Source organism: Rhodospirillales bacterium, from assembly GCA_018666775.1.
GTDB lineage: Bacteria > Pseudomonadota > Alphaproteobacteria > SMXQ01 > SMXQ01 > JABIXC01.
The window spans coordinates 91,164-117,113 of the sequence record JABIXC010000003.1 but is presented as its reverse complement, the minus strand read 5'-3'; the positions used below and the strand labels follow the sequence as shown (position 1 = coordinate 117,113).

Annotated in this window: 32 protein-coding genes; 18 read left to right on the top strand and 14 right to left on the bottom strand. The window is 52.3% G+C overall.

The window, feature by feature from the left end; translation table 11 throughout:
* Positions 1-164: 164 nt before the first annotated feature.
* Genes hemJ through HOJ08_01140 form a run of 3 tightly spaced genes read right to left on the bottom strand, consistent with a single transcriptional unit; the run spans position 165 to position 2,767 of the window.
* Positions 165-620 (bottom strand): protoporphyrinogen oxidase HemJ, encoded by a 456-nt coding sequence (gene hemJ / locus HOJ08_01150; protein ID MBT5672044.1) that lies wholly within the window; start codon positions 618-620, stop codon positions 165-167.
* A 30-nt stretch (positions 621-650) separates the two neighbouring features.
* Complete coding sequence (hemH, locus tag HOJ08_01145) at positions 651-1,739, bottom strand: ferrochelatase (GenBank protein MBT5672043.1); 1,089 nt, start codon at positions 1,737-1,739, stop codon at positions 651-653.
* Entirely contained in the window at positions 1,727-2,767 is a 1,041-nt protein-coding gene (locus HOJ08_01140; protein MBT5672042.1) for a uroporphyrinogen decarboxylase, read from the bottom strand. The genes hemH and HOJ08_01140 overlap by 13 nt, the downstream gene beginning before the upstream one ends.
* Positions 2,768-3,219: 452 nt before the next feature.
* Between HOJ08_01140 and maf the strand changes: the two genes are divergently transcribed.
* Genes maf through dnaQ form a run of 4 tightly spaced genes read left to right on the top strand, consistent with a single transcriptional unit; the run spans position 3,220 to position 6,020 of the window.
* Positions 3,220-3,831 carry a septum formation protein Maf gene (gene maf / locus HOJ08_01135; protein ID MBT5672041.1) on the top strand — a complete coding sequence of 204 codons (612 nt, stop codon included), beginning with the start codon at positions 3,220-3,222 and terminating at the stop codon, positions 3,829-3,831.
* Positions 3,828-4,682, top strand: coding sequence for a shikimate dehydrogenase (locus tag HOJ08_01130; protein ID MBT5672040.1), 855 nt, complete (start codon positions 3,828-3,830; stop codon positions 4,680-4,682). Before maf ends, HOJ08_01130 begins: the two co-directional genes overlap by 4 nt.
* 28 nt (positions 4,683-4,710) lie before the next feature.
* Entirely contained in the window at positions 4,711-5,340 is a 630-nt protein-coding gene (gene coaE, locus HOJ08_01125; protein ID MBT5672039.1) for a dephospho-CoA kinase, read from the top strand.
* Positions 5,341-5,345: 5 nt separating this feature from the next.
* Positions 5,346-6,020, top strand: a complete 675-nt coding sequence (gene dnaQ / locus HOJ08_01120) for a DNA polymerase III subunit epsilon (protein ID MBT5672038.1) — start codon at positions 5,346-5,348, stop codon at positions 6,018-6,020.
* A 21-nt stretch (positions 6,021-6,041) separates the two neighbouring features.
* On the opposite strand, the gene secB is transcribed toward dnaQ, so the two are convergent.
* Positions 6,042-6,566, bottom strand: a complete 525-nt coding sequence (gene secB, locus HOJ08_01115) for a protein-export chaperone SecB (GenBank protein ID MBT5672037.1) — start codon at positions 6,564-6,566, stop codon at positions 6,042-6,044.
* Positions 6,567-6,683: 117 nt separating this feature from the next.
* On the bottom strand, positions 6,684-7,193 hold the full coding sequence (locus HOJ08_01110; GenBank protein MBT5672036.1) for an FxsA family protein: 510 nt from the start codon (positions 7,191-7,193) through the stop codon (positions 6,684-6,686).
* Positions 7,194-7,379: 186 nt separating this feature from the next.
* Between HOJ08_01110 and HOJ08_01105 the strand changes: the two genes are divergently transcribed.
* From HOJ08_01105 to HOJ08_01055, 11 genes are all read left to right on the top strand, one after another.
* Complete coding sequence (locus HOJ08_01105; protein MBT5672035.1) at positions 7,380-8,075, top strand: Tim44 domain-containing protein; 696 nt, start codon at positions 7,380-7,382, stop codon at positions 8,073-8,075.
* 16 nt (positions 8,076-8,091) lie between these two features.
* Entirely contained in the window at positions 8,092-9,288 is a 1,197-nt protein-coding gene (locus HOJ08_01100) for a murein transglycosylase A (protein ID MBT5672034.1), read from the top strand.
* Positions 9,289-9,290: 2 nt separating this feature from the next.
* Positions 9,291-9,869 carry a DNA mismatch repair protein MutS gene (locus HOJ08_01095; protein ID MBT5672033.1) on the top strand — a complete coding sequence of 193 codons (579 nt, stop codon included), beginning with the start codon at positions 9,291-9,293 and terminating at the stop codon, positions 9,867-9,869.
* Positions 9,866-10,216: a helix-turn-helix transcriptional regulator gene (locus HOJ08_01090; GenBank protein MBT5672032.1), complete on the top strand. Its 351-nt coding sequence runs from the start codon at positions 9,866-9,868 to the stop codon at positions 10,214-10,216. Before HOJ08_01095 ends, HOJ08_01090 begins: the two co-directional genes overlap by 4 nt.
* 130 nt (positions 10,217-10,346) lie before the next feature.
* Complete coding sequence (hisB, locus tag HOJ08_01085; GenBank protein ID MBT5672031.1) at positions 10,347-10,946, top strand: imidazoleglycerol-phosphate dehydratase HisB; 600 nt, start codon at positions 10,347-10,349, stop codon at positions 10,944-10,946.
* Between the two features lie 12 nt (positions 10,947-10,958).
* Positions 10,959-11,345: a DUF2628 domain-containing protein gene (locus HOJ08_01080; GenBank protein ID MBT5672030.1), complete on the top strand. Its 387-nt coding sequence runs from the start codon at positions 10,959-10,961 to the stop codon at positions 11,343-11,345.
* A gap of 24 nt (positions 11,346-11,369) precedes the next feature.
* Positions 11,370-11,999, top strand: coding sequence for an imidazole glycerol phosphate synthase subunit HisH (gene hisH, locus HOJ08_01075; GenBank protein MBT5672029.1), 630 nt, complete (start codon positions 11,370-11,372; stop codon positions 11,997-11,999).
* A gap of 27 nt (positions 12,000-12,026) precedes the next feature.
* Positions 12,027-12,773: a 1-(5-phosphoribosyl)-5-[(5-phosphoribosylamino)methylideneamino]imidazole-4-carboxamide isomerase gene (hisA, locus tag HOJ08_01070; GenBank protein ID MBT5672028.1), complete on the top strand. Its 747-nt coding sequence runs from the start codon at positions 12,027-12,029 to the stop codon at positions 12,771-12,773.
* Complete coding sequence (gene hisF / locus HOJ08_01065) at positions 12,774-13,538, top strand: imidazole glycerol phosphate synthase subunit HisF (GenBank protein MBT5672027.1); 765 nt, start codon at positions 12,774-12,776, stop codon at positions 13,536-13,538.
* A gap of 45 nt (positions 13,539-13,583) precedes the next feature.
* A complete protein-coding gene (locus HOJ08_01060; protein ID MBT5672026.1) occupies positions 13,584-13,910 on the top strand; it encodes a phosphoribosyl-ATP diphosphatase in 327 nt (108 codons plus the stop codon).
* Positions 13,911-13,923: 13 nt separating this feature from the next.
* The gene (locus tag HOJ08_01055) at positions 13,924-14,289 is read left to right on the top strand and encodes a histidine triad nucleotide-binding protein (protein MBT5672025.1); all 366 of its coding nucleotides are present in this window, start codon (positions 13,924-13,926) and stop codon (positions 14,287-14,289) included.
* Positions 14,290-14,292: 3 nt separating this feature from the next.
* On the opposite strand, the gene HOJ08_01050 is transcribed toward HOJ08_01055, so the two are convergent.
* Positions 14,293-15,822: a YifB family Mg chelatase-like AAA ATPase gene (locus tag HOJ08_01050; GenBank protein MBT5672024.1), complete on the bottom strand. Its 1,530-nt coding sequence runs from the start codon at positions 15,820-15,822 to the stop codon at positions 14,293-14,295.
* Positions 15,823-16,000: 178 nt separating this feature from the next.
* Between HOJ08_01050 and HOJ08_01045 the strand changes: the two genes are divergently transcribed.
* Positions 16,001-16,504: a hypothetical protein gene (locus HOJ08_01045; protein ID MBT5672023.1), complete on the top strand. Its 504-nt coding sequence runs from the start codon at positions 16,001-16,003 to the stop codon at positions 16,502-16,504.
* A gap of 3 nt (positions 16,505-16,507) precedes the next feature.
* Here the strand turns inward: HOJ08_01045 and gshB are convergent, their stop codons facing one another.
* The 5 genes from gshB to rsmI form a co-directional block, all read right to left on the bottom strand.
* Positions 16,508-17,461, bottom strand: a complete 954-nt coding sequence (gene gshB, locus HOJ08_01040) for a glutathione synthase (protein ID MBT5672022.1) — start codon at positions 17,459-17,461, stop codon at positions 16,508-16,510.
* Between the two features lie 114 nt (positions 17,462-17,575).
* Positions 17,576-18,490, bottom strand: coding sequence for a tetratricopeptide repeat protein (locus HOJ08_01035; GenBank protein ID MBT5672021.1), 915 nt, complete (start codon positions 18,488-18,490; stop codon positions 17,576-17,578).
* Positions 18,491-18,504: 14 nt separating this feature from the next.
* The gene (locus HOJ08_01030; protein ID MBT5672020.1) at positions 18,505-19,110 is read right to left on the bottom strand and encodes a BON domain-containing protein; all 606 of its coding nucleotides are present in this window, start codon (positions 19,108-19,110) and stop codon (positions 18,505-18,507) included.
* A 73-nt stretch (positions 19,111-19,183) separates the two neighbouring features.
* Positions 19,184-19,549: a YraN family protein gene (locus tag HOJ08_01025; protein MBT5672019.1), complete on the bottom strand. Its 366-nt coding sequence runs from the start codon at positions 19,547-19,549 to the stop codon at positions 19,184-19,186.
* Positions 19,546-20,400, bottom strand: coding sequence for a 16S rRNA (cytidine(1402)-2'-O)-methyltransferase (rsmI, locus tag HOJ08_01020; protein MBT5672018.1), 855 nt, complete (start codon positions 20,398-20,400; stop codon positions 19,546-19,548). Before rsmI ends, HOJ08_01025 begins: the two co-directional genes overlap by 4 nt.
* A gap of 214 nt (positions 20,401-20,614) precedes the next feature.
* Between rsmI and HOJ08_01015 the strand changes: the two genes are divergently transcribed.
* Complete coding sequence (locus HOJ08_01015) at positions 20,615-22,105, top strand: penicillin-binding protein activator (protein MBT5672017.1); 1,491 nt, start codon at positions 20,615-20,617, stop codon at positions 22,103-22,105.
* A 3-nt stretch (positions 22,106-22,108) separates the two neighbouring features.
* Here the strand turns inward: HOJ08_01015 and HOJ08_01010 are convergent, their stop codons facing one another.
* The 3 genes from HOJ08_01010 to rph are packed head-to-tail and all read right to left on the bottom strand — an operon-like array spanning position 22,109 to position 24,668.
* Positions 22,109-23,293, bottom strand: a complete 1,185-nt coding sequence (locus HOJ08_01010; protein MBT5672016.1) for a coproporphyrinogen III oxidase — start codon at positions 23,291-23,293, stop codon at positions 22,109-22,111.
* Between the two features lie 3 nt (positions 23,294-23,296).
* Positions 23,297-23,917, bottom strand: coding sequence for an RdgB/HAM1 family non-canonical purine NTP pyrophosphatase (rdgB, locus tag HOJ08_01005; protein ID MBT5672015.1), 621 nt, complete (start codon positions 23,915-23,917; stop codon positions 23,297-23,299).
* Positions 23,918-23,933: 16 nt separating this feature from the next.
* Entirely contained in the window at positions 23,934-24,668 is a 735-nt protein-coding gene (gene rph, locus HOJ08_01000; protein MBT5672014.1) for a ribonuclease PH, read from the bottom strand.
* Positions 24,669-24,878: 210 nt separating this feature from the next.
* Between rph and hrcA the strand changes: the two genes are divergently transcribed.
* Complete coding sequence (hrcA, locus tag HOJ08_00995; protein ID MBT5672013.1) at positions 24,879-25,934, top strand: heat-inducible transcriptional repressor HrcA; 1,056 nt, start codon at positions 24,879-24,881, stop codon at positions 25,932-25,934.
* Positions 25,935-25,950 lie beyond the last annotated feature (16 nt).

Below are 25,950 nucleotides of genomic sequence, written 5' to 3'. Positions count from 1 at the left end.
CCCCGGAATGCTGAAACCATAAACTTGAAATGTAGCGGAGATGACCGAACCGGGGTCTGAAACGGCATTTATGGGATGGGGAACCGCGCTGGGCCGCGCGTTGTTATGTCGATAACCCTCATTAGCCCAAAATGCAGATGGAAGTCAATTAACCTTATTCGCCCTCAGAAGGGCCGGACAATAACCAGAATAATAATTCCGATCATTATGACAGTCGGAACCTCATTCATCATGCGGAAGAATTTTGCAGACCGGGTGTTGCGATCCTCATCAAAGGCGCGGCGCCACGCACCCATCACCATGTGCAGGGCCGCCAACCCGATGACCAAAACGATTTTTAAATGCCACCAGTATTCGGCGCCGCTGATCACACCGGGCGTTGCCAGCAAAAGGCCACCCAGGACAAATACAGCGATCATCGCCGGGTTCATAATCAATTTAAGCAACCGCAATTCCATGAGTTTTAACATGATGGATCGATCCGAATCGGCGGGTACCTCTGCGTGGTAAACAAACAATCTGGGCAAATAGAGCAGCCCTGCCATCCAGGCAATCACAGCGATAATATGAAGGGATTTAATCCACGGATAGAAGGTGGTAAGCAATTGATCCATAACCATTTATGCCTTTATTGCGATATCAAAACAAAATTATAGGGTGGATGGTGCATCCCGCAAGGGACAATCCTTAAATGCCGTGCCACAGCCGCCACCCGAAATCCAAGCATTATCCAAAATCATCTGATCCGATCCAGCCGCCTTTTCCACCAAAGACCCCAAAGCCCGGATAAAATCGGGTTCAATTCCGGGTGTCGGGGTCCGAATATAACACGGCGCCCCCATATCGCGGGCCAATTTCGCATATTCGATGTCCAATTCAACCAAGGTTTCTGCATGTTCAGACACAAATGCAATGGGTGCGATGACAATGCCCGCCCCCGCATCGGCTGCGCGCCTGATTTCGCCATCGGTCGGCGGGCCAATCCATTCCAAAGGCCCAACCCGGCTTTGGTAACAAACTACGGTTTCAACATTGTCCAGCGCTGTGCCTAAGCCTTGTTTGATGGCAAAAGCGGTCTTTTCCACCTGATGGGCATAGGGATCGCCCGCATCGATCACCCGTTTTGGCAATCCATGGGCAGATAGCAAAAGGCGTAGCCGTTGATTTGGCCCCACTTTTTTCCAGGCTTCATCAAGACCCTTGGCAATCAGGGTGCAATGGGCACGAATAAAATCAGGAAATTCTGGATAACAGCAAATCTGGCGTGTCGGCACATCAAGGCCCGCCGTTTTGGCAGCTTTTTTCCAATCTTTGACCGAAGATGCAGTCGTTGTCCCTGAATATTGTGGGTATAGGGGCAACAAGATGATTTGATCCGGATCAAAATCCAGCAATTCACGGGCAGCTTCTCCCGAAAATGGATGCCAATAGCGCATGGCGATGGATGCCTTCCACGAAATATCCGGGGAAGATTGATGAAGATAGTTTTCAAGCGCCCGGACCTGGGCTTGCGTCTCGGCAACGATGGGAGACCCGCCGCCGATTTCATCATAAATAATCCGGGCTGTCGGGGCGCGGCGATGAGAAATCAGTTTCGCCACCCCCCATCGGATGGGTTGGGGTAGGCGGATAATGTCTGGATCATTAAACAGATTGAACAGAAATGGCTTAATGGCATCAGGCCCATCGGGACCGCCAAGATTAAACAGGACAATGCCTATTTTTTTTAAGCGCGCCATTTACGAATTTCTTCAATCAAATCCGCCACATGATCGGGCGGTGTGATTGGAATAATGCCGTGGCCCAGATTAAAGATAAAGGGTTTTGATGCCAGACAATTCATAATTCTGCGGGCCTCGGCTCGCATCGGTTCATTCCCGGTCACCAGTAAAATTGGATCAAGATTACCCTGAACCGTCGCGTTTGGTTGGATGTGATCGCGGGCAAATTCCAGCGGAACGGTCGAGTCGATTGAAACACCATCTATGTTTTCAAGATTTGCGATCTGTTCATACCCAAATGCACAACGGTTTGGAAAAGCAAGAATAGGAACATCAGGGTGGGCGCGTTTTACAATTTCGGCAATTCGCCTGATGGGCATGACACACCAGGGTTCAAATAATTCCGCTGGCAAAATTCCAGCCCAGCTATCAAAAATTTGCACCACTTCGGCACCGGCTTCGATTTGAGCACAAAGATGATCGCCAATGGCATCAACCAAGATATCAAATAATGCAGATAATCCATCTGGATTTCCAAATGCCCACGACTTCAAGGTTGCATAATCTTTCGATGCACCACCCTCAATCATGTAGGACGCAATGGTCCAGGGAGCGCCGGCAAAGCCAATCATCGTCGTCTTTGGGGGCAACGCTGCTTTAACACCCCGAATGGCTTCATAGACCGGCTTTAAATGATTTCGAACACTCTCTTTTGAAAGTTTTAAAACCGCCTCTGGTGATTCCAGTGCTTCTAACACCGGCCCACGTCCTGGCTGAAAACCTACTTTTTGTCCCAGTGCATCAGGGATCACCAAAATATCAGAAAAAATGATGGCACCATCCAGATCAAAACGACGAATGGGTTGCAAGGTTGCTTCAATCGCTAACTCTGGTGAATAACAAAATTGTAGAAAATTCTCAGACTTCGATCTGGTTTCCATATATTCAGGAAGATACCTTCCGGCTTGGCGCATAAGCCAAACAGGGGGTACTGATTGCACGTTTCCACGTAATGCAGAGAGCAAAGGTTTATCAGATAAAGACATATCGTTCATTTTAGGGTCACTTCAATTTCATTTAAAAGAATCTATAAATAATAGGTTGTTGTTGTTGTTGGGCCTGTGGGTATGGGGATAAAGAGATTCGCTAAATGTTATCCCCATAAAAATATTTTTGCTCAAATAAAAACAAACCTATGGAAAAAACGGGGATAAAAAAAACTAACGATAGATGAGCTGCATTTATTAGCACTTTTAAAAACGTGAATCATGTGAATAGATTTTTTGGAAAGACCACAATCCCCATTTCAAGACGGGGTGCAAACTTTTTATCCTCCAGTGGAAAAACAAAAAATGATTGTCTCATGACAAGGATCGTTTGAACGCCCCATGTATAAGTATGGGTTTACCCACATTTTGGGACTCGGGTAAAACAGGTTATTGTGGGGTTATACACAGGCATCAAAAAACCACCATGCCCACCAGTATAGATAAAGGTTATGACCAAAAATAACGCACCCTCACTTATCCTTGCATCAAGCAGCACCGTACGGCGGACCCTTTTGGAAAATGCCGGAGTTTCGTTTCAGGTTATTCCAGCAAATGTCGATGAAGATGCTATTAAGCAATCGATGTTTGCTGATAATGCCAAGGCCATTGATGCAGCACTTGTCCTTGCTAATTTGAAGGCGGTCAGGGTTTCCAATCAAACCCCGGACGCTCTGGTGATCGGGGCGGATCAAATTCTGGATATGGATGGCGTCTGGTTTGACAAGCCCCCTGATATGGATCATGCAAGAAGCCATCTGTTGAAACTTCGGGGTCGTTCCCATGAATTGGCAACCGCCGTTTCAATCTTCAGGAATGGTCAACAGATATGGCATCATCTGGAAAGCCCAAAATTGATCATGCGGGATTTCAGCGATGAATTTTTAGACCGCTATCTGGAAGAAACAGGGGATCAATTGCTTAATTCAGTTGGGGCCTATCAATTGGAACGCCATGGGGTACAATTATTCTCGACAATAGAAGGCGATTTTTTTTCCATTCTTGGGCTGCCACTCTTGGCGGTTCTACACTTTTTGCGTGATCATAACTTGGTGCAATCATGACCATCAGTGGCAAGGCAAAACTGGCAGGCGTTCTGGGCTGGCCCGTGGCCCATTCCCTATCGCCCAGGCTTCATAATTACTGGCTGGAACACTATGGCATCGATGGCGCCTATGTGCCTTTGGCTGTGTCGCCGGATCATTTTGCACAAACCCTGCGGGTATTGGCGCAATCAGGATTTGAGGGGGTGAATGTCACCGTGCCCCATAAAGAAGCCGCCCTTAAAGCAGTTGACGAAGCCGATGAAGCAGCAAGGCGCATCGGGGCCGTTAACACGGTTCGGTTTGATGGCGGCACCTTGATCGGCACCAATACGGACATCCTTGGTTTCACCCGAAACCTTGCTCATCATTGCCCGGATTTTGACGCGAGCATAGGCCCAGCAATGGTCATTGGCGGCGGCGGTGCGGCCCGGGCTGTGGTGGCCGGTCTATTGGATTTGGGCGCACCTGAAGTGCGGATTGTTAATCGGACTCTGGCCCGCGCTGAAGCGCTGGCAATCAGTCTTGGTTCGCAAACAGGATCAAATATCCGGGTTGTCAATTGGGTGGAGCGTAATCACACCCTTGAAGATGCCGCCATTGTCGTCAACACCACGACCCAAGGTATGGTGGGCCAAGGACCGCTAGATCTGGATTTAAATCACCTGGACCCAAAAGCTGCGGTTTGTGACATTGTTTACAACCCAATGGAAACCCCCCTGTTGGCCGCCGCGCGTGTCCGGGGAAACCCGGTGGCAGGGGGTTTGGGCATGCTTTTGCATCAGGCCCAGCCGGGGTTTGCCAGCTGGTTTGGGGTTGAACCCGAGGTTACGGAAGCACTGCATGCCTTCGTTGCTGATGGGATCGGTTAAACGGCGCGCACGCGCGTACAGGGGCTCAATGGCGTCAAAGACAAAAACAACCAGAATGCTGGGGCTGACCGGCTCTATTGGGATGGGCAAATCAACGGCGGCCAATATGCTGCGGGCAATGAAGGTTCCGGTCTTCAGCGCTGATGCGTATGTGCATGGTCTTTTGGGCGTTGGCGGTGGGGCGGTGCCGCTCATTGCCAAGGCTTTTCCAAAGGCCGTCATTGAAAATGCCGTTTCGCGGGACATCCTTGGCAAGCTTGTTTTTGATGATGACGTCGCCCTTGCGCGGCTGGAATCAATCCTGCACCCAATGGTGCGGGATGGAGAAAGGCGCTTTATATTTTGCCAAAATATGGCGCGTGCAACCGTGGCGGTCCTTGAAATTCCCCTTTTGTTTGAAACCGGCGGGGAAACGCTTTGTGATGGGGTGGCGGTATTGACGGCACCCGCTTTTATTCAAAAACAAAGGGTCTTGGCACGCAAAGGGATGAACCAGGCGCGCTTTGAAGCAATTAGACGACGCCAAATGGGGGAAACAGAAAAATGTTCCCGCGCCGATTTTGTGATTCCCACTGGTTTGGGCCGAGCGCGGACTTTTATCGCTTTGGAAAATGTTGTAAAAAAAATGAAGCATCAAAATGGCGGTAGAGGCTTATAGAAACCATGCGTGAAATCGTTCTGGATACGGAAACAACGGGCCTGGACCCGAACGCTGGGGACCGCATCGTTGAAATAGCTTGTATCGAGCTGGTCAATCGGATGCCCACGGGCAACCACTATCAGGTTTACGTCAATCCTGAACGCGACATGCCCGATGGGGCCTTTCGAATTCACGGACTTTCCGCAGACTTTTTGTCACAACACCCCATTTTTGCCGATTGTGTTGATGGCTTTCTGGAATTTATCGAAGATTCCGATTTTGTGATTCACAACGCTGAATTTGATCTGAAGTTTCTCAATTCAGAGCTGAAAATAGCGGGCCTGCCAACGCTCGAAAGCCACGGTGTCACCGATACAGTGCGCCTGGCTCGGCGTAAGTTTCCAGGCGCACCTGCCAATCTGGATGCGTTGTGTAAAAAATTCGGTATCGATAATTCTGCGCGAACGGTTCATGGCGCATTATTAGATGCGGAATTATTGGCCGAAGTTTATCTGGAACTTATGGGTGGACGCCAAGCAGGCCTTGGGCTTGGCAATGAAGCCAAAACAGAAACCAACGAAAGTGGCCCGGCGACAAGGGTCAATCGCGAACCGCGTTCCCATCACGCATCCGATGCAGAAACCAAAGCCCATGCAACGTTTGTAGAGGGTTTAAAAAACCCAATCTGGAAGAGCTGATTGCGGCAACGCCCGAAAAAATCAGGTTTCGGTGTTTTCAGGCTGTCCCGTATTCTCCGCCAGACTTGCGGCGTACATGGCGTTGAAATCGATGATATCAATTAACAATTGTGGATAACCGCCATCGCGGGTGACATTGGCAATGATGTTTCTGGCAAAGGGAAACAGCATGGTTGGGCAATGGACGTTGATGACGCCATCTTCATGTTCAGGCGGCACGTTGTCGAAGGTGAACAACCCGGCATAATCAAGGGCGACCAGAAACAGGGCTTTTTCCCCGCGCATCGCTTTTCCTTCGAATTTCAGGACGACCTCATGGGTGGCATCGGACAGTTTGCGTGATTCGACGGCACAATTAAAACTGACCTCTGGGGCGTCTCCGGATTCATCAATCGAGTCCAGGGCATCTGGATTTTCAAAGGAAAAATCCTTGATGTACTGGGCATGGGCATGAACCATTGGCTCTGCGCCCTGTATCGCGTCCTGTGATCCGTTTTGTGACCCGCTGGCGTCTCCGTTTAATCCAGCTTCTGGTGCATCAGCCATTTATATCCGTCCTTCGTATTGAAAATTTGATTATGGGCAGTGGCTATCATGGTTTCAATGCAGGTGCAATAAAACCGGCTTTGATTAAAGGGTGCGACTGAAATTTTGCGCGCGTTTTTAGGTTTCATCCCCAGGTTTTCTTTTGTGAATTTCCGGATGAACCGGGGGAACCTCGTGGAATTGTCCTTCAATGGCATCATCATCATGTGGGTGATCGGCCTGATGGGGTTGCCCGGACGTGGGTCCGGACCATTGTCCATAAACATGGGTGTGGCCAGATCGCGTAATGGCTTGCCAGACAAAGCGGCCAATTAAACCCCGAAGGCCCGGCACAAGAAGGGCCAACCCCATTGCGTCGGTGACAAAACCGGGGGTTAACAACAAAATGCCAGCGACCAGAATACAGATGCCATCGAAAAGTTCTTCCGCTGGAAAGGCCCCTTTTGAAAGGGTTTCTTCGGCTCTGGCCAGAACCCGGAACCCCTGGGTGCGGAACAGGGCTGTTCCTGCCATGGCAGTCAGGATGACAATGGCGACGGTTTCCCAGCCACCGATCAATCCGCCAACCTGGATCAGGATGGCGATTTCGACGATGGGGACGATGATAAATACGAGAAAAAGGATCATATTGCCTCTTAAAATCGGGGCTTTAAGGCCCTATGTCCAGAACGGATATTATCTTTATAATTTACTGTCTCTAAAACCGTGTTATGGCGTACATGATACAAGTGGTAGGCAGAACTGGATTTTAAAGGGGCCAAGGGCTAACGTAGGTGACGTTTTCCCGGAACATCCCGGAACATAAGGATAAACATGGGCAGTAGCTTCCAGTTTTTTGACATTATTTTCTTTGCCCTAATTGCGGCATTTGTAATCTTGCGCCTTCGAAGCGTGCTCGGAAAAAGAACGGGGCACGACCAACGCGATTCCGATTCTTATCAAACAGAACAAAGCCGTTCGCGCCCGGCCAACGATGATGTTCTTGATGAAGACGAAGAAGAAGACAATGTTGTCAGGATGCCCGGCCGCAATGGACAGACCATTGAGGGCGATACCCCCCTTGGGGCAGGGTTGACCCAGATTCAGGTTGCTGATCCCGGGTTCGATCCCGCCGACTTTGTCGCAAAAGCCAATTCAGCCTTTGAATATATCGTTGCCACGTTTGCTGCGGGGGATGCGGATAAATTAAAGCCGCTTTTATCAAAGGATGTCTTTGCAGGGTTTGAATCTGCCATCAATGACCGGGCAGAAAAAGAACATGTCCTGGAAACTGAACTTGTGCGCATCAAGGAAGCAGAATTTCTTGAAGCAAACATGTCAGGCCGTACCGCGTCCATCAAAATCAAATACACCACAGAACAGATCAATGTGACCCTGGATGAAGACGGCGAGGTCATTGATGGCGATCCTGATCGCATTGCCGAAGTGGTAGACATCTGGACCTATGAACGTGACACCCAATCTTCCAATCCGAACTGGGTGCTGGTTGCGACTGAAACGCTGCAGTAACCAGAATCCATTCTTGATGCCATATAGGGCTGTTTTCAGGCCTTTTTTCGTTATGTCCGTTTTGGCGATGGCGACGGCTTGTGCGCCTGTGATGGTGGATACCCCGGATCAAATCACTTTAAGAAAAACAGATTTCAGTGACTTGCCGGGTTGGGACAAGGATCACCCTCGTGGTGCGCTTCTGGCTTTTTCCAAATCCTGCACGAAACTTTTAGCCCGCGCGCCGAAGGCCCGGGTTGGCCCAAAGGGCTTGGCCGGGCGGGTTTCAGATTGGCAGGCCTCGTGCCGTGCGGTGTCACGGTTTGACCCGAAAAAATCGACCGAACAAACACGGGCATTTTTTGAAAAACATTTTAGGCCCTATGCGGTGACCGGCAATGATGGCGCCAAGGGGTTGTTCACCGGATATTTCGAATTTTCCCTGCAGGGCTCGCTCAAACCAACGCAGCGATACCGCTTCCCTCTTTATCGTCGGCCACCTGATCTGGTCACTGCAGACCTTGGCACCTTTTCGGAAATCTGGCGGGGGCGCAGCATTGCCGGGCGCGCATCCGGTGGCAGGCTGGTGCCCTATGCGGATCGCAAGGCAATCTTGGCGGGCGCATTAACAGGTAAGGGGCTAGAGATTGTCTGGGTCGATAATGCGGTCGACGCGTTTTTCCTGCAAATTCAGGGTTCGGGCAGGGTGCGTCTTAAAAATGGCCGGATGATGCGCCTAGGCTACGCGGGAAAGAATGGCCACGCCTATACGTCCATCGGCAAGGTTTTAATCAAAGCGGGCGCGCTTACGATTGAAACCACCTCCATGCAATCTATTCGGGCCTGGCTTCGGGCCAATCCGGATCGGGCGGCAAGCGTGCTCAACCGCAATCGATCCTTTGTTTTTTTCCGTGAACTAAAGGGTGATGGCCCCATTGGTGCACAAGGGGTGGCGTTGACGGCCAATCGATCGCTGGCTGTTGACCGGGCCTTTTTGCCTTTGGGCGTTCCCATGTGGCTGACAGCAAACGATCCCGGCGGCGCATTGGCCCCAATTCAACGCCTTATGGTGACCCAGGATACCGGCGGGGCCATCCGGGGCCCGGTGCGGGGCGATGTATTTATGGGTTGGGGGGATGCTGCGCGCAATCGCGCAGGAAAAATGCGCATGAACGGGCAATACTGGATTTTGCTTCCTGTTTCGGTTTCGAAACAAATGGCGGGGGTTCGTTAAAAATGGTCCGCAAGAATACAAAAAAAGCCAAATCAAAACCCGCCAAAGAAACAGCAAATCAGGATGCAGCACTTTGGGACCAGATCAAGGGATCGGTAAAACCCCTAAAAAAACCACAAAATAGGGTCAAACAAACCCCTGATTCACCAATAACTGTGCCAAAAGCCATAAAAAGCCCGATAAAACCGGCAAATAGGCCGCAAATTGTGGTTCAGCGCCCGATACAGGTGCCCAAAGCATCGGAATTGAACCCAGGGGTGACCCATTCGATGGATAAACGGTCCGGTGACAGGCTGCGACGGGGCAAAATGAAAATTGATCGCCGGCTTGATCTTCATGGGATGACCCGGATAGAGGCGTATCATGCCCTTGGTCAGTGTATTAGCGGCAGTGCCCAGGCAGGAAAACGCTGTGTATTGGTGATTACGGGTAAAGGCAGCGGTATTTTGCGTACCGGTGTGGCGCGCTGGTTGAATGAGGCTTCCCTTAGGCCCCATATTTTGGCGTTTTCTGAGGCCCAGCCCAAAGATGGCGGCAGCGGCGCATTTTATGTCTATCTGAAGAAAAGGCGGGGGCCATGACGCCACTGGGGGCAAAGCTTAGGGATTTGCGCCAAAAACGCGGCATTACCTTGAAAAAAATGGCCCAGGACCTTCAATTATCGCCAGCTTATCTATCATCGCTGGAACATGGGCGTCGCGGCCAACCCAGTCCGGTTCTGGTGATCCAGATTTGCCAATATTTCCATCAAATATGGGAAGACGCAGATGAAATTGAACGCCTGGTACAGTTATCTCACCCCCGGGTGGTGGTAAATACCAGCGGATTGGAGCCCGAAGCGACGGAGCTTGCCAATCTTCTTGCCGAACGGATTGGCGGGCTAGACCTTCCAACCGTGAAGCGTCTATTGGCGCAACTTCGAAGCTGAGGTGTGGATTTGCGTATGATCCCGCTTTTCCTAAGCCGCCCTACCTGCTAAAAGGCGCTGGCGGCGGCCTTGCAACAGGCCTTTTCTGATTTGGGCCGCATGTCTTGAAAAGGAGACCGCCATGGCGGAAATGCGTACCGCCCGTGTTGAACGGAACACCAAGGAAACCCGAATTGCCATTGAGGTTAACCTCGATGGTACCGGTGTTTATGACATCTCAACCGGCGTTGGGTTTCTTGATCACATGCTGGAACAACTGTCACGCCACAGCCTGATCGATATTATGGTGAAGGCCGAAGGCGACACCCACATCGATTTTCACCACACCACTGAAGACACAGCCCTGGCGCTGGGTTCGGCCATTTCAGATGCATTGGGCGATCGCGCGGGCATTGGCCGGTACGGCTCGGCACTGATTCCCATGGATGAAACGCTGACCCGCGTTGTGCTGGATGCATCCAATCGCCCCTACTTGATCTGGGAAGTAGATTTCCCAATTCCAAAAGTTGGGGATATGGATACAGAACTGTTCAAGGAATGGTTTCAGGCTTTATCCCAGAGTGCAGGTCTGACGTTGCACGTGGAAAATCTTTACGGGGCCAACAGCCACCACATTATTGAATCTTGCTACAAGGGTTTGGCCCGTGCACTGCGCCAAGCCGTAGAAATTGATGATCGTAAATCCGGTGCCGTGCCCTCGACCAAGGGCGTGCTCGGGGGATCGCTGTAGCGGGCGGGCAAGATGCGGATTTATACCATCCATTTGCCGCCTCCCTTTACCGCCCCTGATCGGGCACCAGAAGTCGTGCGCGATGGGTTTTCTATCGGTGCCTTTCTGTTCACAGGCATATGGGCTTTGTGGCAGGGCATGTGGGTGCGCGCCATTTTCCTGTTTGTGTTGGGCGGGGTGCTGGCGGGCATGGCTGCATTTATTGGTCTTGATGAATTTGGGCAAACCCTTGTGTCGTTGGCATTTATGGCTTGGGTTGGCATGGAAGCGAACGATTGGCATCGTGGATATTATGCCAAACGGGGCTGGCGTGAAGCAGGTCCGGTAGCGGCAGCAAACAGTAATGGTGCATTACGCCGGTTTGGTGATTTAATGGCCCTGGATTTAGAAATCGCATAATTCAAAAGAGATGAGCATCACCCAATTATGACCGTTGCCATTATTGATTACGGATCAGGAAACCTGCGATCAGCAGCCAAAGCATTTGAACGCGCAAGCGATGGTGTGGACGTTTTGGTCACGAACCGGGCCAGCGATCTTGATGATGCCAGCCACATTGTGTTGCCCGGTGTGGGTGCTTTTGGTGATTGTGCATCGGGCCTCGATTCAGTCCCTAGCATGATGGCGGCCCTGAAATCAAATGTCATCGATCAGGGAAAGCCGTTTTTGGGAATTTGCGTCGGCATGCAGTTGATGGCAGACCATGGTTTGGAACACGGCACCCATGAAGGCTTTGGCTGGATTGGCGGCGACGTGGTTGCCATTGAACGCGATAATGATTTGAAAGTTCCTCACATGGGTTGGAACGAGTTGGAATTTGAAACCCCCCATCCCCTGTTGGATGGAATCACGCCCGGTTCGCACGTGTACTTTGTGCACAGCTATCAACTGGTTCCCAAAATCCCGTCAGAAATTCTGGCCACGGTAGATTATGGTGGGGCCATTACGGCTATGGTGGGGCGTGATAATATGGTTGGTACCCAATTCCATCCGGAAAAAAGTCAGGCTTTGGGATTGCAAGTTATAGCCAATTTTTTCAAATGGACGCCCTAATCGCTTAAAACAGAAAGTGACAGTTTTATGATTTTATTTCCGGCCATAGATTTGAAAGATGGTTCCTGTGTGCGGTTGTTCCAGGGCGATATGGATCAGGCAACGGTATACAATCCAGACCCCCGTGCCCAGGCATCGGCCTTTGTCGATGCCGGGTTTTCGTGGCTTCATTTGGTGGACCTGAACGGCGCCTTTGAGGGCCACCCCGTAAATGACAAGGCAGTGGAAGCGGTCCTTTCAGAAATATCGATGCCAACGCAATTGGGCGGCGGCATCCGCGATCTGGAAACCATTTCCATGTGGCTGGACAAGGGCGTGGAGCGGGTGATCTTAGGCACGGTTGCATTGGAAGACCCCGATTTGGTCAAAAAAGCATGCAAGACGCATCCAGGAAAAATTGTCGTTGGCATTGATGCAAGGGACGGTTATGTGGCCGTGGCGGGCTGGGCAAAAACATCCAGAGTCAAAGCGCTTGATCTGGCCCTCAAATTCGAAGATTGCGGGGTCAGCGCCATCGTCTATACCGATATCACCCGGGACGGTGCCATGATGGGGGTCAACATTGATGCTACCACCGATCTGGCATGGGCATTAACAACGCCGGTAATCGCATCGGGCGGCGTTTCCGCATTGTCAGATCTGGAAGCATTAAAACAGGTCGAAGATTCCGGGATTGAAGGGGTCATTGTTGGCCGTGCTTTATATGACGGGCGCATTGATCCAAAACGCGCACTGGAAATTCTGGGCGCACCGCCCGTTGGTGGAAGCGCATAAATGTTAAAGGTTCGCATCATTCCCTGTCTCGATGTTCACGATGGGCGTGTGGTCAAGGGCGTCAACTTTGTTGATCTTGTTGATGCCGGCGATCCGGTGGAACAGGCAAAAGTCTATGATGCGGCGGGTGCTGATGAATTGTGTTTCCTCGACATCACGGCCAGCCACGAAAACCGCGACACGCTTTATGATGTTGTGCGCGGCACGGCGGAACAATGTTTCATGCCGTTAACCGTTGGCGGTGGCGTGCGCAAAGTAGACGACATCAGAAAATTATTACTGGCAGGTGCGGATAAGGTTTCCATTAACACTGCAGCCGTAGACCGCCCGGAATTTGTAAAAGAAGCGGCTGAAAAATTTGGTGCACAATGCGTTGTGGTGGCCGTGGATGCCAAAACAACTGCGCCCGGAAAATGGGAAATCTTCACCCATGGTGGGCGCAATGCAACGGGGCTGGATGCGGTTGAATGGGCCGTGCGCATGGCGTCCCTTGGGGCCGGTGAAATTTTGCTCACCTCCATGGATCGCGACGGCACAAAGGAAGGCTTTAATTTACCCCTGACCCGCGCCGTGGCAGATGCGGTGCCGGTGCCGGTGATCGCATCGGGCGGGGTGGGCACGTTGGATCATATGGTAGAAGGCGTGCGCGAAGGCCACGCATCTGCGGTGTTGGCCGCATCGATTTTCCATTTTGGAACTTTTTCTGTGGGTGATGCCAAAGCCCATATGGCCGCAGCCGGTTTGCCGGTGCGCCTTGATCGGTGATAAAAGAAACGGTGTCTGATTTTCAGATGCTTAAGGGATAAAACCATGACGCAAGCTTCAGAAGTTTTACAAAGGCTGTATGCCACCATTGTTTCGCGCAAAGGAACGCCGCCCGACCAATCCTATACCGCGTCCCTGTTTGCTGGCGGGCCAACGCTGATCTGTGAAAAAGTCATGGAAGAAGCGGGCGAAGCTGTGGTGGAAGGCTTGAAGGGCGATGGGCCCGCATTGACCCGTGAAAGTGCAGATGTGTTGTATCACCTGATGGTGCTCTGGGCCGAACATGGGGTGACCCCCGAAGATGTTTACGGGGAATTGCAAAAACGCGAAGGCGTTTCCGGCCACGTCGAAAAAGCATCACGGGATAAATAAGGAACGCGTCATCATGGCTTATGATCCGGAAAATATTTTTGCCAAAATCCTTAAAGGCGACATTCCCTGCGATAAAGTTTTCGAAGACGATTATGTGTTGGCCTTCCGCGACATCAACCCACAGGCCCCGGTTCATGTTTTGGTGATCCCAAAGGGGGAATATTGTTCTTTCGATGATTTTTCTGAACATGCCAGCAATGATGAAATTAGCGGCTTTAACCGCGCGGTTGGCAGCGTTGCCCGTGATCTGGGTCTAGCGCTTGATGGCTATCGCCTGATCGCCAACACCGGCCCCAACGGTGCCCAAGAAGTCCCCCACTACCACGTCCACATCCTGGGCGGCGCCCCGGTTGGCCAAATGGTCAGCGGCGGCAGCTGATCCCTACCGTCCCGGGATCACCCGTCTGAAACTGATGGCTTCGGCGATGTGGATGCGTTGGACGTTTTCGATGGCTTCCATATCGGCGAGCGTTCTTGCTACCCGCAACACCCGGTGATAGCCCCGCGCTGTCATGCGCATTTTTTCGGCAGCTTCGGTTAGCAAGGCCCGGCCGGCATCATCGGGGGTGGCAATGCGTTCCAGCAATTCGCCATCGGCCTCTGCATTGGTGCGAATGTTTTGGCCGGGTGCTTCGGCTTCCAGCCGCGCGGTCTGGATGGCGCGTGCTGCTGCCACGCGCGCGGCAACGTCAGATGATCCTTCTTTTGGGGCGGGCAGGGAAAGATCGGCCACAGCCACGGCGGGCACATCAACATGAATATCAATGCGGTCAAACAGGGGGCCGGAAATGCGGCCCTGATAGTCATCGGCGCAGCGCGGGGCCCGGTTGCATGCTTGTGCCGCATCCCCAAGATAGCCGCATCGGCACGGGTTCATGGCGGCAACCAATTGGAACCGTGCGGGCCAGGTGGCGTGGACGGCGGCCCGGGCAATCACGGCGCGTCCAGATTCCAAAGGCTGGCGCAGGCTTTCCAGGGTTTGGCGGGAAAATTCCGGCAATTCATCCAGAAACAAAACCCCCATATGCGACAGCGATACCTCACCGGGGCGCGCACGCGGGCCGCCGCCGATCAGCGCTGGCAGCGACGCTGAATGGTGGGGGTCTCGAAAGGGCCTGTGGCGCAAAATTCGCCCGCCTTCCAAGGTGCCGGCCAGAGAATGGATCATGGAAACATCAAGCGATTCTTTTGGGGAAAGGGGCGGCAAAATGCCCGGCAACCGGCTTGCCAGCATGGATTTACCCGCACCCGGTGGGCCCATCATCAACAAATTATGGCCCCCTGATGCGGCGACTTCCAACGCACGCTTGGCATTTTCCTGACCTTTAATATCGCCAAGATCAGGGATGCCCGCGCCCATAATCGTTTCTTCCTGAGCGAGCGGCGTGGGCGGGCTTAAGACCTGGGTGCCCTTGAAATGATTGATCAGGGCGATCAGGGAATCGGGTGCGACAACTTCCAGCCCCTTGACCCATGCTGCTTCACCGCCACAACTGTTTGGACAAATCAGGCCACGGTCACAGGATGCGGCATGAATGGCTGCAGGTAAAACACCGGCGACCCGGCTGATGCGCCCATCAAGGGCCAGTTCCCCCAAGGCGACATAATTGGCGATTTCGTCTTCGGGTAAAACATCCATGGCGGCCAACAGGCCAAGGGCGATGGGCAGGTCGTAATGGCTGCCTTCCTTGGCAAGATCGGCGGGGGCTAAATTGATGGTGATGCGTTTGGGCGGCAGGGCAAGCCCCATGGCGTTCAGCGCTGCGCGTACCCGTTCGCGGGATTCGCCCACTGCCTTGTCCGGCAGGCCGACAATTGTAAAGGCGGGCAATCCCGATGCGATTTGCACCTGAACATCAACATCGACAACATCGATGCCCTGAAACGCAACGGTATTAATGCATGCCACCATGGCCAGCCTATCCCAGATTGTTCTTATTTTTAAAACCCCGGCCAGGCCAAGATTGAACGCTCTATTTACCGGCCCCACTCTATCCGGGGTTGCATATCCCTGTCATCCTTCTTGGTTTTGCCATATTTCAGAGCCATAATCAGTTCACATACTGGTTTAATGGTAGGGGGTTGATTTTATGGCACGGCAATTTTGGTTTAAGACGGAATGTCTGGTTTTGGCGATGGTCCTGGCACTTGTGGTCGGGTGCTCAACCAAGAGCGGCTCTAGCTACACCCCGGATGAGGCTGGCAAGACCATGAGCGTGTCCCACGCCCAGGTGTTGTCATCGCGCGCCATTACCATTGAAGGCTTGAAAGATAACAGGTCGACCGGATGGGGCACCTTGATTGGGGCCACCATTGCCGGGGCCGCCACCTATGGCCTGACAGAGGCAGACACCCCGTTGGGGGCGGCGGTTACCATCATTGCCGCGGTTGGCGGCGCGTTGGTGGGGACCATGGCCGAAGAGTATAAAAATAAATTTCCCGGTGCCGAATACATTTTAAGCCCCAAAAAAGGCCAATCCTATGCCGTTGTTCAAACCATGACCGGGGATGACAAGATTATGGCGAGGGGCACCAAGGTTGTCGTGATTCGCAGCCGCTCAGGCATTGTCCGGGTGGTCCCAGACAAAAAATAGCGCTTATGCCTTGCGGGCGTTGATTCGGGCCTCTATGGCATCCCAGATTTGGGATTCTATCTGTACGCCATCGAAACGATTTATTTCCTGAATGCCCGTGGGTGAGGTGACGTTGATTTCTGTCAGGGTGTCGCCAATAACGTCAATGCCCACAAAAACGAACCCCATTTCATAAAGCGATGGCCCGATGGCCGCACAAATTTCTTTGTCCCGGGCCGTTAACGGGGATTTTTCTGCGCGCCCCCCAACATGAAGGTTGGCCCGCGCTTCACCCGCTGCGGGCACTCGGTTGACCGCGCCTGCAGGGATGCCATCGACTAAAATGATGCGTTTATCGCCGTCGCGAACTTCGGGCATATAGCGCTGGATGACAATGGGTTCGCGGTACAATTCCGTGAACATTTCCAGCAATGCGTTCAGGTTTTCATCACCGGGTTTGATATGAAATACCCCGGCCCCACCATTGCCATACAGCGGTTTGACGATGATGTCTTCATAGGCTTCGCGAAATTTTAGAATCTGTTCACGGTCGCTGGAAATTAGGGTTTCTGGCATCAGGTCGCTGAAATGGGTCACAAACAACTTTTCCGGGGCATTTCGAACATGGATGGGGTCATTGACCACCAGGGTTTGGGGGTGGATATGCTCCAAAATATGGGTTGCGGTGATGTAGGCCATGTCAAAGGGCGGATCCTGGCGCATCAAAATGACATCCAGGGTGGCAAGATCGATGGTTTCTTCGGGCCCAACAATAAAGGGGGCCTCTTTATCGTGGCTAACTTCGAAACGTCTTGCCTTTGCCGTGACTTTGCCCTGTGTCAGGCTCATTTCCTGGGGAAGGTAATGATACAGCGCATGTTTGCGCGCGCAGGCCTCTACGGCCAGCATATAGGTTGAATCTGCGGCAACATCGACCCCTTCAAGCGGGTCCATCTGAAAGGCAACGGCAAGGCTCATGATTATGGCTTTTTCCTGCAAGTCCCTGAATATGACCCTAAATCTAGCATGGCGCTAAAATTTTGGGGGACCTTTTAATTTTGGAGCACCTTTTAGGGAAAGGACTATTTTGGCCTAGTTTAAGGTGGTGAAATCTTCTCGGCTGCGGATTTTTTCGGCAACCATCACCGCTTTTTGATGGCTTGCGGGGTCTTCAACGTGATCCAGATAGGTATCAAGAGCCAGCAATGCAGCATCAAAATCGCCCGTTTCGGCATAATAAAAGCCTAAATCTTCATATAAATCCCAGGTTTGTGGCGCCATGAGCAATATTCGTTCAGATATCAAAATGGCTTTATCAAGGTGACCGCTGGCGGCATGAGATAACCGTAGGTCATTTTGAATTCGTAACAATATTTGACGGTTTTCAAGGGGGGCATAATATTCAGGCAACAATTCCGCCCCATTGCCATGCAACCCCTTCAGCAAGGCCCGCAATTCGTGGGCGGTTTCTATAATTTGACCATAAAAGGGATCAAAAATGATGCGTTCTGTGCCGCCATCCAGCGCGATCAGGAAATGATCGGGAAACCCAAGACCGTAAGCGGTCCAACCCTGGGTTCGGGCAGAATGAATATAAAGAATGCCCAACGCCACCCCATCACCCTTGCGCCGTTCAATGGTGTTGATCAAATTTGAATGTTCCGGGGTTTCATGAATGAGTGCATCACCCCGATACCCCTCTTGGGTGTCAATGACGGCCCTCAGGGCCGAAAGCCGTGCGGATGCATTGGCAGCATTGCTGCCTGTCATGGCGATCGATTGGGCAAGTTCTGTGAGGTGATCCCGGCAGTGTTGGAGGCGTTTTTGTATGGGGTCATAAATAGAGGCGGTGGGGCTTGTGGTTCGGGGTTGATCCATTCCTGCGAGCACCAAAGCGCTTTCGCCAAGATCAATGTCACCATCGGGGGTAGAGGCAATGTTTGTAAGGAAGCTGTGATCCCCATCATGGGGGGCAATCGCTGAAAGGCGGGACGTGGGGGAATTCACTGCGTGGCTGTATCCTATTTGGTGGCAGCTTTACGCCTGGGATCATTTTTCAAAATAACGTGGTTTACCACACGCGCCACATATTGAATGTTTCGGGCAAGGTTGAGCACAAGGTCAAGTTCTTCCCTGTTTTGAGCGACGCCAAGGAGGTAAACCGTGGTGCGTACGGCATCAATAGAATAATTGATGCCAATGATTTTTTTATCGAACAGAAGTTTGGAGCGCAGCTGTGCGGTTATCCAGGTATCACGGGGGAAGCTTCCGGTTTTGCCAGAGCCATCAACAAGAATTTCATTGATCACTTCGGCGACACCTTTGGCCTTCCAGGCAGTGGCTACGGCCTGATTGCGCTTGGCAGCACTTTTAGCAACCCCTGTAAGAAGAACGCGGCCTTCGTAAATACCAATATTCAGCGCCTGATGAAGCACGGGATCATCATTGAGAAGATAATAATTAATTTGCGTGCGAATGCGGGTATCAATCAAGGCGGCCTCTACACCCCGTTCCTGATTGGCCGCGATCCCAACGCCAGCACCGGCCCCAACAACGGCCCCGGTACAGCCACCGAGAAGGGGAAGTGCGAGGATTAAAAAGAGGGCAGCGATTTTTGATTTAGGCATAGTCTAATGATTCACAATGTTTGAACCATTGTCCAGTGTCAGGTTAAATTTTTTTAAATCATTTTATCATTATTTATTGCCAGGCATCCTGGATATGGATGGGCCACCGCCAGGGTTGCATCAACACAGCATCAAAACGCCCACTAAATTTAACGAATTGCGGATGAGAAGATAGAAATCCGCCGGCCGCCGCTTTGACCCGATTTTTTTTGGTCGTCGTTATTGCATAAGCCGCATCTTCCAATTGAATGCGGTATTTAACTTCTGCAAAGACAATGGTTTTTCCACGAACGGCAACGATGTCAATTTCGCCAAACCGGGTGCGATACCCCCGTGAGATGATTCGATACCCTTTAAGATTTAAAAAAACCCCCGCAAAAAACTCGGCGCGTAATCCGTGTTTTTGTGCTGATTTCCGGGATTTTTGGCTGGGTTTCATGGGTCTTCTTCTGGGTTTGCCTGAGAAAGCGCCAGAGCATGGGCATAGACCTTGCGTTTAGAAACCCTGGTGAGCGCAGTGACATCAGCAACGGCATCGCGCAGGCTTTTCGTTTCTAGGGCGGTGACCAATTGTCGTTCAATTTCGGCATCGTCTACGCCATCACTGTTTTTATTGCGCCCAATAACGACAACGATTTCTCCTTTTGGTGCGCCCTGTTCGGCATAATGGGCGGCTAATTGATCCAGGGTTTGGCTCCGCGTTTCCTCATAAAACTTAGTCAGTTCACGGCAAACCGATGCAGGGCGGGGGCCCAGCACCGCATTGGCATCGGCAAGCATTGCACCAAGACGGCGGGCAGATTCAAACAAGATCAAAGTCCCGGGGATGGCGACCAGTCCTTCAAGGGCCCGTAGTCTGGCTGCTTTTTTGGGCGGTAAAAAACCAGCAAAATGAAATGCATCGCTGGGCTGTCCAGAGACAACCAGTGCGGCAAGCACGGCGGATACACCGGGGATGACCTGTATGGAAACGCCCTGTTCACGGGCATCTTGGGCCAATTTATACCCGGGATCTGAAATCAGGGGGGTGCCAGCATCAGACACCAGAGCAATCCTTTCGCCGCCATTCATGCGCGCGATCAACCGGGGCCGCATGGCGGCTGCATTGTGCTCGTGATAGGAAACCAGAGGTGTCTTGATGGCGTGGGCAGATAATAATTTTGCGGAAACGCGCTTGTCTTCACAGGCGATGCAATCGACGGAACGAAGGGTTTCAAGGGCGCGTAAGGTAATATCCCCCAAATTGCCAATGGGGGTGGCAACAAGGTAAAGCCCGGCTGGTAGCGGCATGTCTTTGGACGCGCCAACCTTTGCCTCAATCTCGTCTGTTTTCTGGTCCACCCTTTACCCCTGCTAGGTTTACTTGTTCCGGTGTGATGATTACCCTAACCCGAACCATAAATGCATCACACTATATCTGCTTAATTAATGTGTTCAGGGTGATCGTTTGAAGCTGAGAATGCCACACCGAATTTTGCATATTGCGCCGATGGCTTTTGTCCTGATGTTCGCAATGGTAGTTCTTGGCGGCTGCGAAACGCTTAAGGGGCTTGGCGGGCCATTAGAATCATCGCGCGCTATACCCAAACCGGTTGTACCAAAGCCAGTAGCTGCCCCGCAAACGGCATCTTTACCGTCTCCTGCGACCAAGCCAAAACCTCCAATAGCATCTTCACCAAATCTGCCCCCGATCATTGAAAAAAACATCGTTCTAACCCCGCCATCGGGTGTCAGGCCTGTGGCCCGGGTCGGTCTTTTGCTTCCTTTGTCAGGTCCCGAAGCAGCCATTGGCAAGGCGTTGCTTAATGCGGCACAACTGGCACTTTTTAGCATCGGTCACGACAATTTGGCGCTCTTGCCTGTCGACACCAGGGGCACCCCCGAAGGCGCAGCGCTTGCGGCACGCGCGGTCATGAATGACGGCGCCAGTTTAATTTTAGGACCCCTTTTTGCATCAAATGTTGCGGCCGTTGCCCCCCTCGCTCGGGCCCGGGGTATTCAGGTCATTTCATTTTCCAATGATCGCGCAGTTGCCGGGAACGGTGTTTACGTTATGGGATTTACACCTGAAACCCAAATTGGCAGGGTGATTGCTTATGCCCATGCCAGAGGCGTTCGTCGCATTGCATCAATCGTTCCCACCGGTGCATTTGGAAACCGGGTTGAAGAGGCGTTGAGATCGGTCTCGGCGCGCCACGGGATTGAGGTAAATTCGGTTATTCGATACGACAACATTGAAACGGCAACCCTTTCCCCATTGGTGCGTCGTCTTGCCAATTATGGTGTCCGTAAATCTGCCCTTGTTGAGCGTCGCCAAATGCTGGAGGGGCTAACCGATGAGGCATCAAAGCGGGCATTGAAACGATTGGAAAAACGGGAAACCATCGGCGGTGTTGATTTTGATGCCGTCTTGATGCCCGAAGGCGGCCAGGCTCTTCGGGCGCTAGCACCGCTGCTGCCTTTTTATGATATTGATCCTCGAAAAGTACGCGTGCTTGGCAGTGTGCAGTGGAACGAACCGGTGATGGCGACAGAACCGGCATTGTTCGGGGGATGGTTTCCATCTCCGCCGCCACGGGCGCGTCGTGTATTCGATGAAATGTATAAAAATACATATGGCAGGCGTGCTGCCAAAATCGCATCCCTTGCCTATGATGCAACCGCGCTTGCGGCTGTTTTGGTTCAGGGTTGGGACGGGACAATTGCCCCCCCGGCTTTGGCTGCCAGCCGTGAACCCGGTATTGTGCCCGGTGCCCCTTCCTCGGGCGCCAATGCAATGTTTTCGCCGGCGATCTCTCCGGCCATGTTCATTACCACCAAGATTTTTTCTGCTAATGCCCTGACGGCGGCCAATGGGTTTTCTGGCGCCGATGGTATTTTCAGACTCATGACGGATGGCCTTGTACAGCGTGGGCTTGCGGTGGTTGAAATTCGCTCCAGGCGGTTTTCCGTCGTCAGTCCCGCCCCGCTGACATTTGAAAAAAATGGAAAATAAGCTTCAGGCGAGAAGGGTTGCCAGCAAACCGTCAAGGTTGAGCCGGCCCTTGGGCGTTGCCTTCAAGTGAGCATCTTCATAAACAAGAAATCCACCGTCAATTAACCGGTCCATTCCAGGTTTGCTCAAGGTGTTTGAAAAGCTGTCATGGGCAACGGCTTCAAAATCTGTCGCCCGAATGCCGGTGCTTAGGCGCAAACCCATCATGACCATTTCTTCGATGCATTCTTCGCGATTGAGCGGCGTCATATGGCGCGTGCCATTTTTGCGTTCACGAACCGCTTCCAGCCAAACATTGGGCAGTTGCAAATTTTCGGTGGCGGTTTTCACACCATCCAACGTAAGCCGACCGTGCGCCCCGGGGCCCAGGCCTGCGTAATCGCGGTAGCGCCAATAGGTAAGGTTGTGGCGGCATTCTTCTCCGGGTCGGGCGTAATTGGAAATTTCATAAGCGCCCAGCCCGTATTGTTTCAAAACGGTTTCGGTGACTTCAAACAATTGTGCGGCATCTTCGTCATTGGGCAGGGTGAATTCGCCGCGGCGATGGGCTGCAAAAAATGGCGTGCCCCGTTCCATGGTCAATTGATAAAGGGACAAGTGCCCCGTTTCCCCCGCATCAAACAAACGGGAAAGTTCATCGCGCCATGATGCAATGGATTGGCCGGGCCGGGCATAAATCATATCGGCGTTGACCCGGGGGAAATATTGCTGCGCCAATCCAAGGGCATCCAGGGCTTGGGTGCCCGAATGCTGGCGACCCAGAAAATGCAGCGCGTCATCATCCAGTGCCTGAATACCAAGGGACAGACGGTTAACCCCGGCCTCGGCAAAGGCTTCAAATTTTTTGCTTTCAACCGATGTTGGATTGGCCTCCAGCGTGATTTCCAAATCCTGGCCAGGGTGCCGGTCAGGCCAGAGCGATCGTGCGTGTTTGATGATGGCATCGACGGTTTGGGGTGCCATCAAGGATGGCGTGCCGCCACCAAAAAAAATGCTGGAGATTTTTTTGGCCGCGCTTTTGTCCTCTAACCTTTCAGCCAAGTCATCCATTTCGCAAAGGATCGCATCCCGAAATCCGGCATGGTCAAGTTGCTCGGCGACATGGCTGTTGAAATCGCAATAGGGACATTTGGAAAGGCAATAGGGCCAATGGACGTAAAGCGCAAAATCTGTATCTGAGTCTGTCATGACTCATGTGTCCTTTAGACAGCGAGCCATGATTTTTGCAAACGCGTCAGCCCGATGGCTGATGGCATGTTTGGCTTCGGGGTTCATTTCACCAAAAGTAAGCGTTTCGCCATCAGCAACAAAAATAGGGTCATACCCAAAACCGGCATTGCCACGTTTGGGCCAGACAATCCGTCCCCGAACTTCGCCCTCAACCGTTTCACAATGACCATCGGGCCAACAGAGCGATAGGGCACACACAAAACGCGCATTGTCATTATTGGAATTGGTCGCAACCATTTGGTCATGGATACGTTGCATGGCCAGATCGAAATCTTTATCGGGCCCTGCCATGCGCGCAGAATATATTCCGGGCGCACCATCAAGGGCCTCAACTTCAAGGCCGGAATCATCGGCAAGCGCCACCATGTTTGATGCCTGTGCCGCGGCCCGGGCTTTGATCTCGGCATTGGCGATAAAGCTGGTGCCGTCCTCGATTGGTTCCCCAAGACCAAGATCAGCAGCGGCCCGCGTTTCAATCTTGAACGGGGTCAGCAATGTAGAAATTTCCCTGACCTTGCCCGCATTGTGGGATGCCACGACCAAGGGCCCGGATTGAAGTTTGCGTGAGGGATCGGACGTCATGGGTTCAAAATATCCGTCAGGCCTTTTTAAAGGCCTCAATACCAAGTGCCGCACACTGGGCGGCGGCCAATTCTGATACCCCTTTGCGGGCTAAGCTCAGCATGGCATCAAAGTCTGCTTGGGGAAATGGCTTGTCTTCGGCGGTGCCCTGAATTTCGACGAAATGGCCTTCGGCAGTCAGCACAAAATTGGTGTCCACCTGGGCGTTGCTGTCTTCGGCATAATCAAGATCAAGAACGGCCGTGTCTTTATACAACCCACAGGAAATAGCGGCAATTTGGCCGGTCATTGGAATTTTTTTCAAGTTACCTTTGTCAACCAACCCCTGAAAGGCCTGATAAAGCGCAACCCATGCCCCGGTGATGGCCGCCGTTCGGGTGCCGCCATCGGCCAGCAAGACATCACAATCGATCCGAACCTGGCGTTCACCCAGTGCCTCAAGATCGGTGACCGAGCGCAACGCGCGGCCAATCAGCCGCTGGATTTCCTGGGTTCTGCCCGATTGCTTGCCTCTGGCCGCTTCGCGGTCGGAGCGGGTGTGGGTGGAACGGGGCAGCATGCCGTATTCCGCTGTGACCCAACCGCGCCCGGAATCGCGCATAAAGGGCGGTACACGCTCCTCAACGGAAGCCGTGCATAAAACATGGGTATTGCCGAAACGGATAAGACAGGAACCTTCAGCGTATTTATTGGCACCAAGTTCCAGGGTAACTTCCCGCAATTGATCAGGCGTCCGGCCCGATGGACGAATACTCATGATAAACACTCCTGTTGGTTAAGCTGATTTGCCCGTTTTGGCCCATTTTCTGACCGTTCTTGTGCCACATGACAACCAATCATGCCAGCCCGGTTGTGGTGGTTGGCCCAAAAATAGATTTTGGGGGGGTGGTTGACGGAAGGGGGGTCGATAACTAGATTTCGCCTGAACCATACAGAATGATACAAGATCAGGTCCAATGTTATGCCGACAAGCGACAGACCCGTTACCGAGCTTAGCGATCGTTCGCGGGAAATTTTTCGTTTAATCGTTGAAACCTTCGTGGAAACGGGGGTTCCTGTCGGTTCGCGTACGATCTCTCAAAAGACAGGCCTTGAATTATCGCCTGCATCAATCCGCAATGTCATGGCTGATCTTCAGGATGCGGGCCTTCTGTTCGCACCCCATACCTCTGCGGGCCGGTTGCCCACCGATGCGGGCCTGAAGCTTTTTGTCGATGGCATTCTGGAACTGGGCGGGCTTTCGGCCGATGAACGCGACGGCATCGAAGCCTTATGTGCCGGCGCTGGAAAAAGTGTTGAAGAAGCCCTTAGTGAAACCACGACAGCGCTTTCCGGGCTTTCCAATTGTGCGTCCATTGTGCTCGCCCCCAAATACGAAGCGCCCCTTAAACACATCGAATTTGTAAAGCTATCCGAAGGCCGCGCCCTGGTGGTGATGGTGTCTGAAACCGGCGTTGTGGAAAACCGGATCATAGAAGTGCCGCTGGGTATTCCTATTTCAGCAATGGTAGAGGCCGGCAATTATCTGACCCGTCGTCTTGCGGGGCACACCTTGGCAGAAACCCTGTCTGAAATTCATCTTGAAATCGATGAACATCGTGCGCATCTCGATAATCTGGCCAGTGATTTGGTGGAACGGGGTTTGGCGCATTGGTCCGGGGGCAATCTGCAGCAGGGTTATTTGATTGTGCGTGGACAGTCGAACTTGCTTGAAAACATTACGGCGCTGGAAGATCTGGAACAGGTCCGTGATTTGTTTCAGGTCCTTGATGCCCGGGAAAACCTGGCTAAATTGATTGATCTGACCCAGTTGGCCGAAGGCGTGCAAATTTTTATTGGTGCAGACAATGCCCTGTTTGCCCATGCCGGTTGTTCCATGATTGTTGCACCGTTCAATGATTCTTCGGAAAAAATTGTTGGTGCGATTGGCATCATCGGTCCAACCAGAATGAATTACGCGCGCATCGTGCCGATGGTCGACTACACCTCTAAAGTTCTCAGCCGGATCATCGGCTAAGCCCGCATTATTTTAT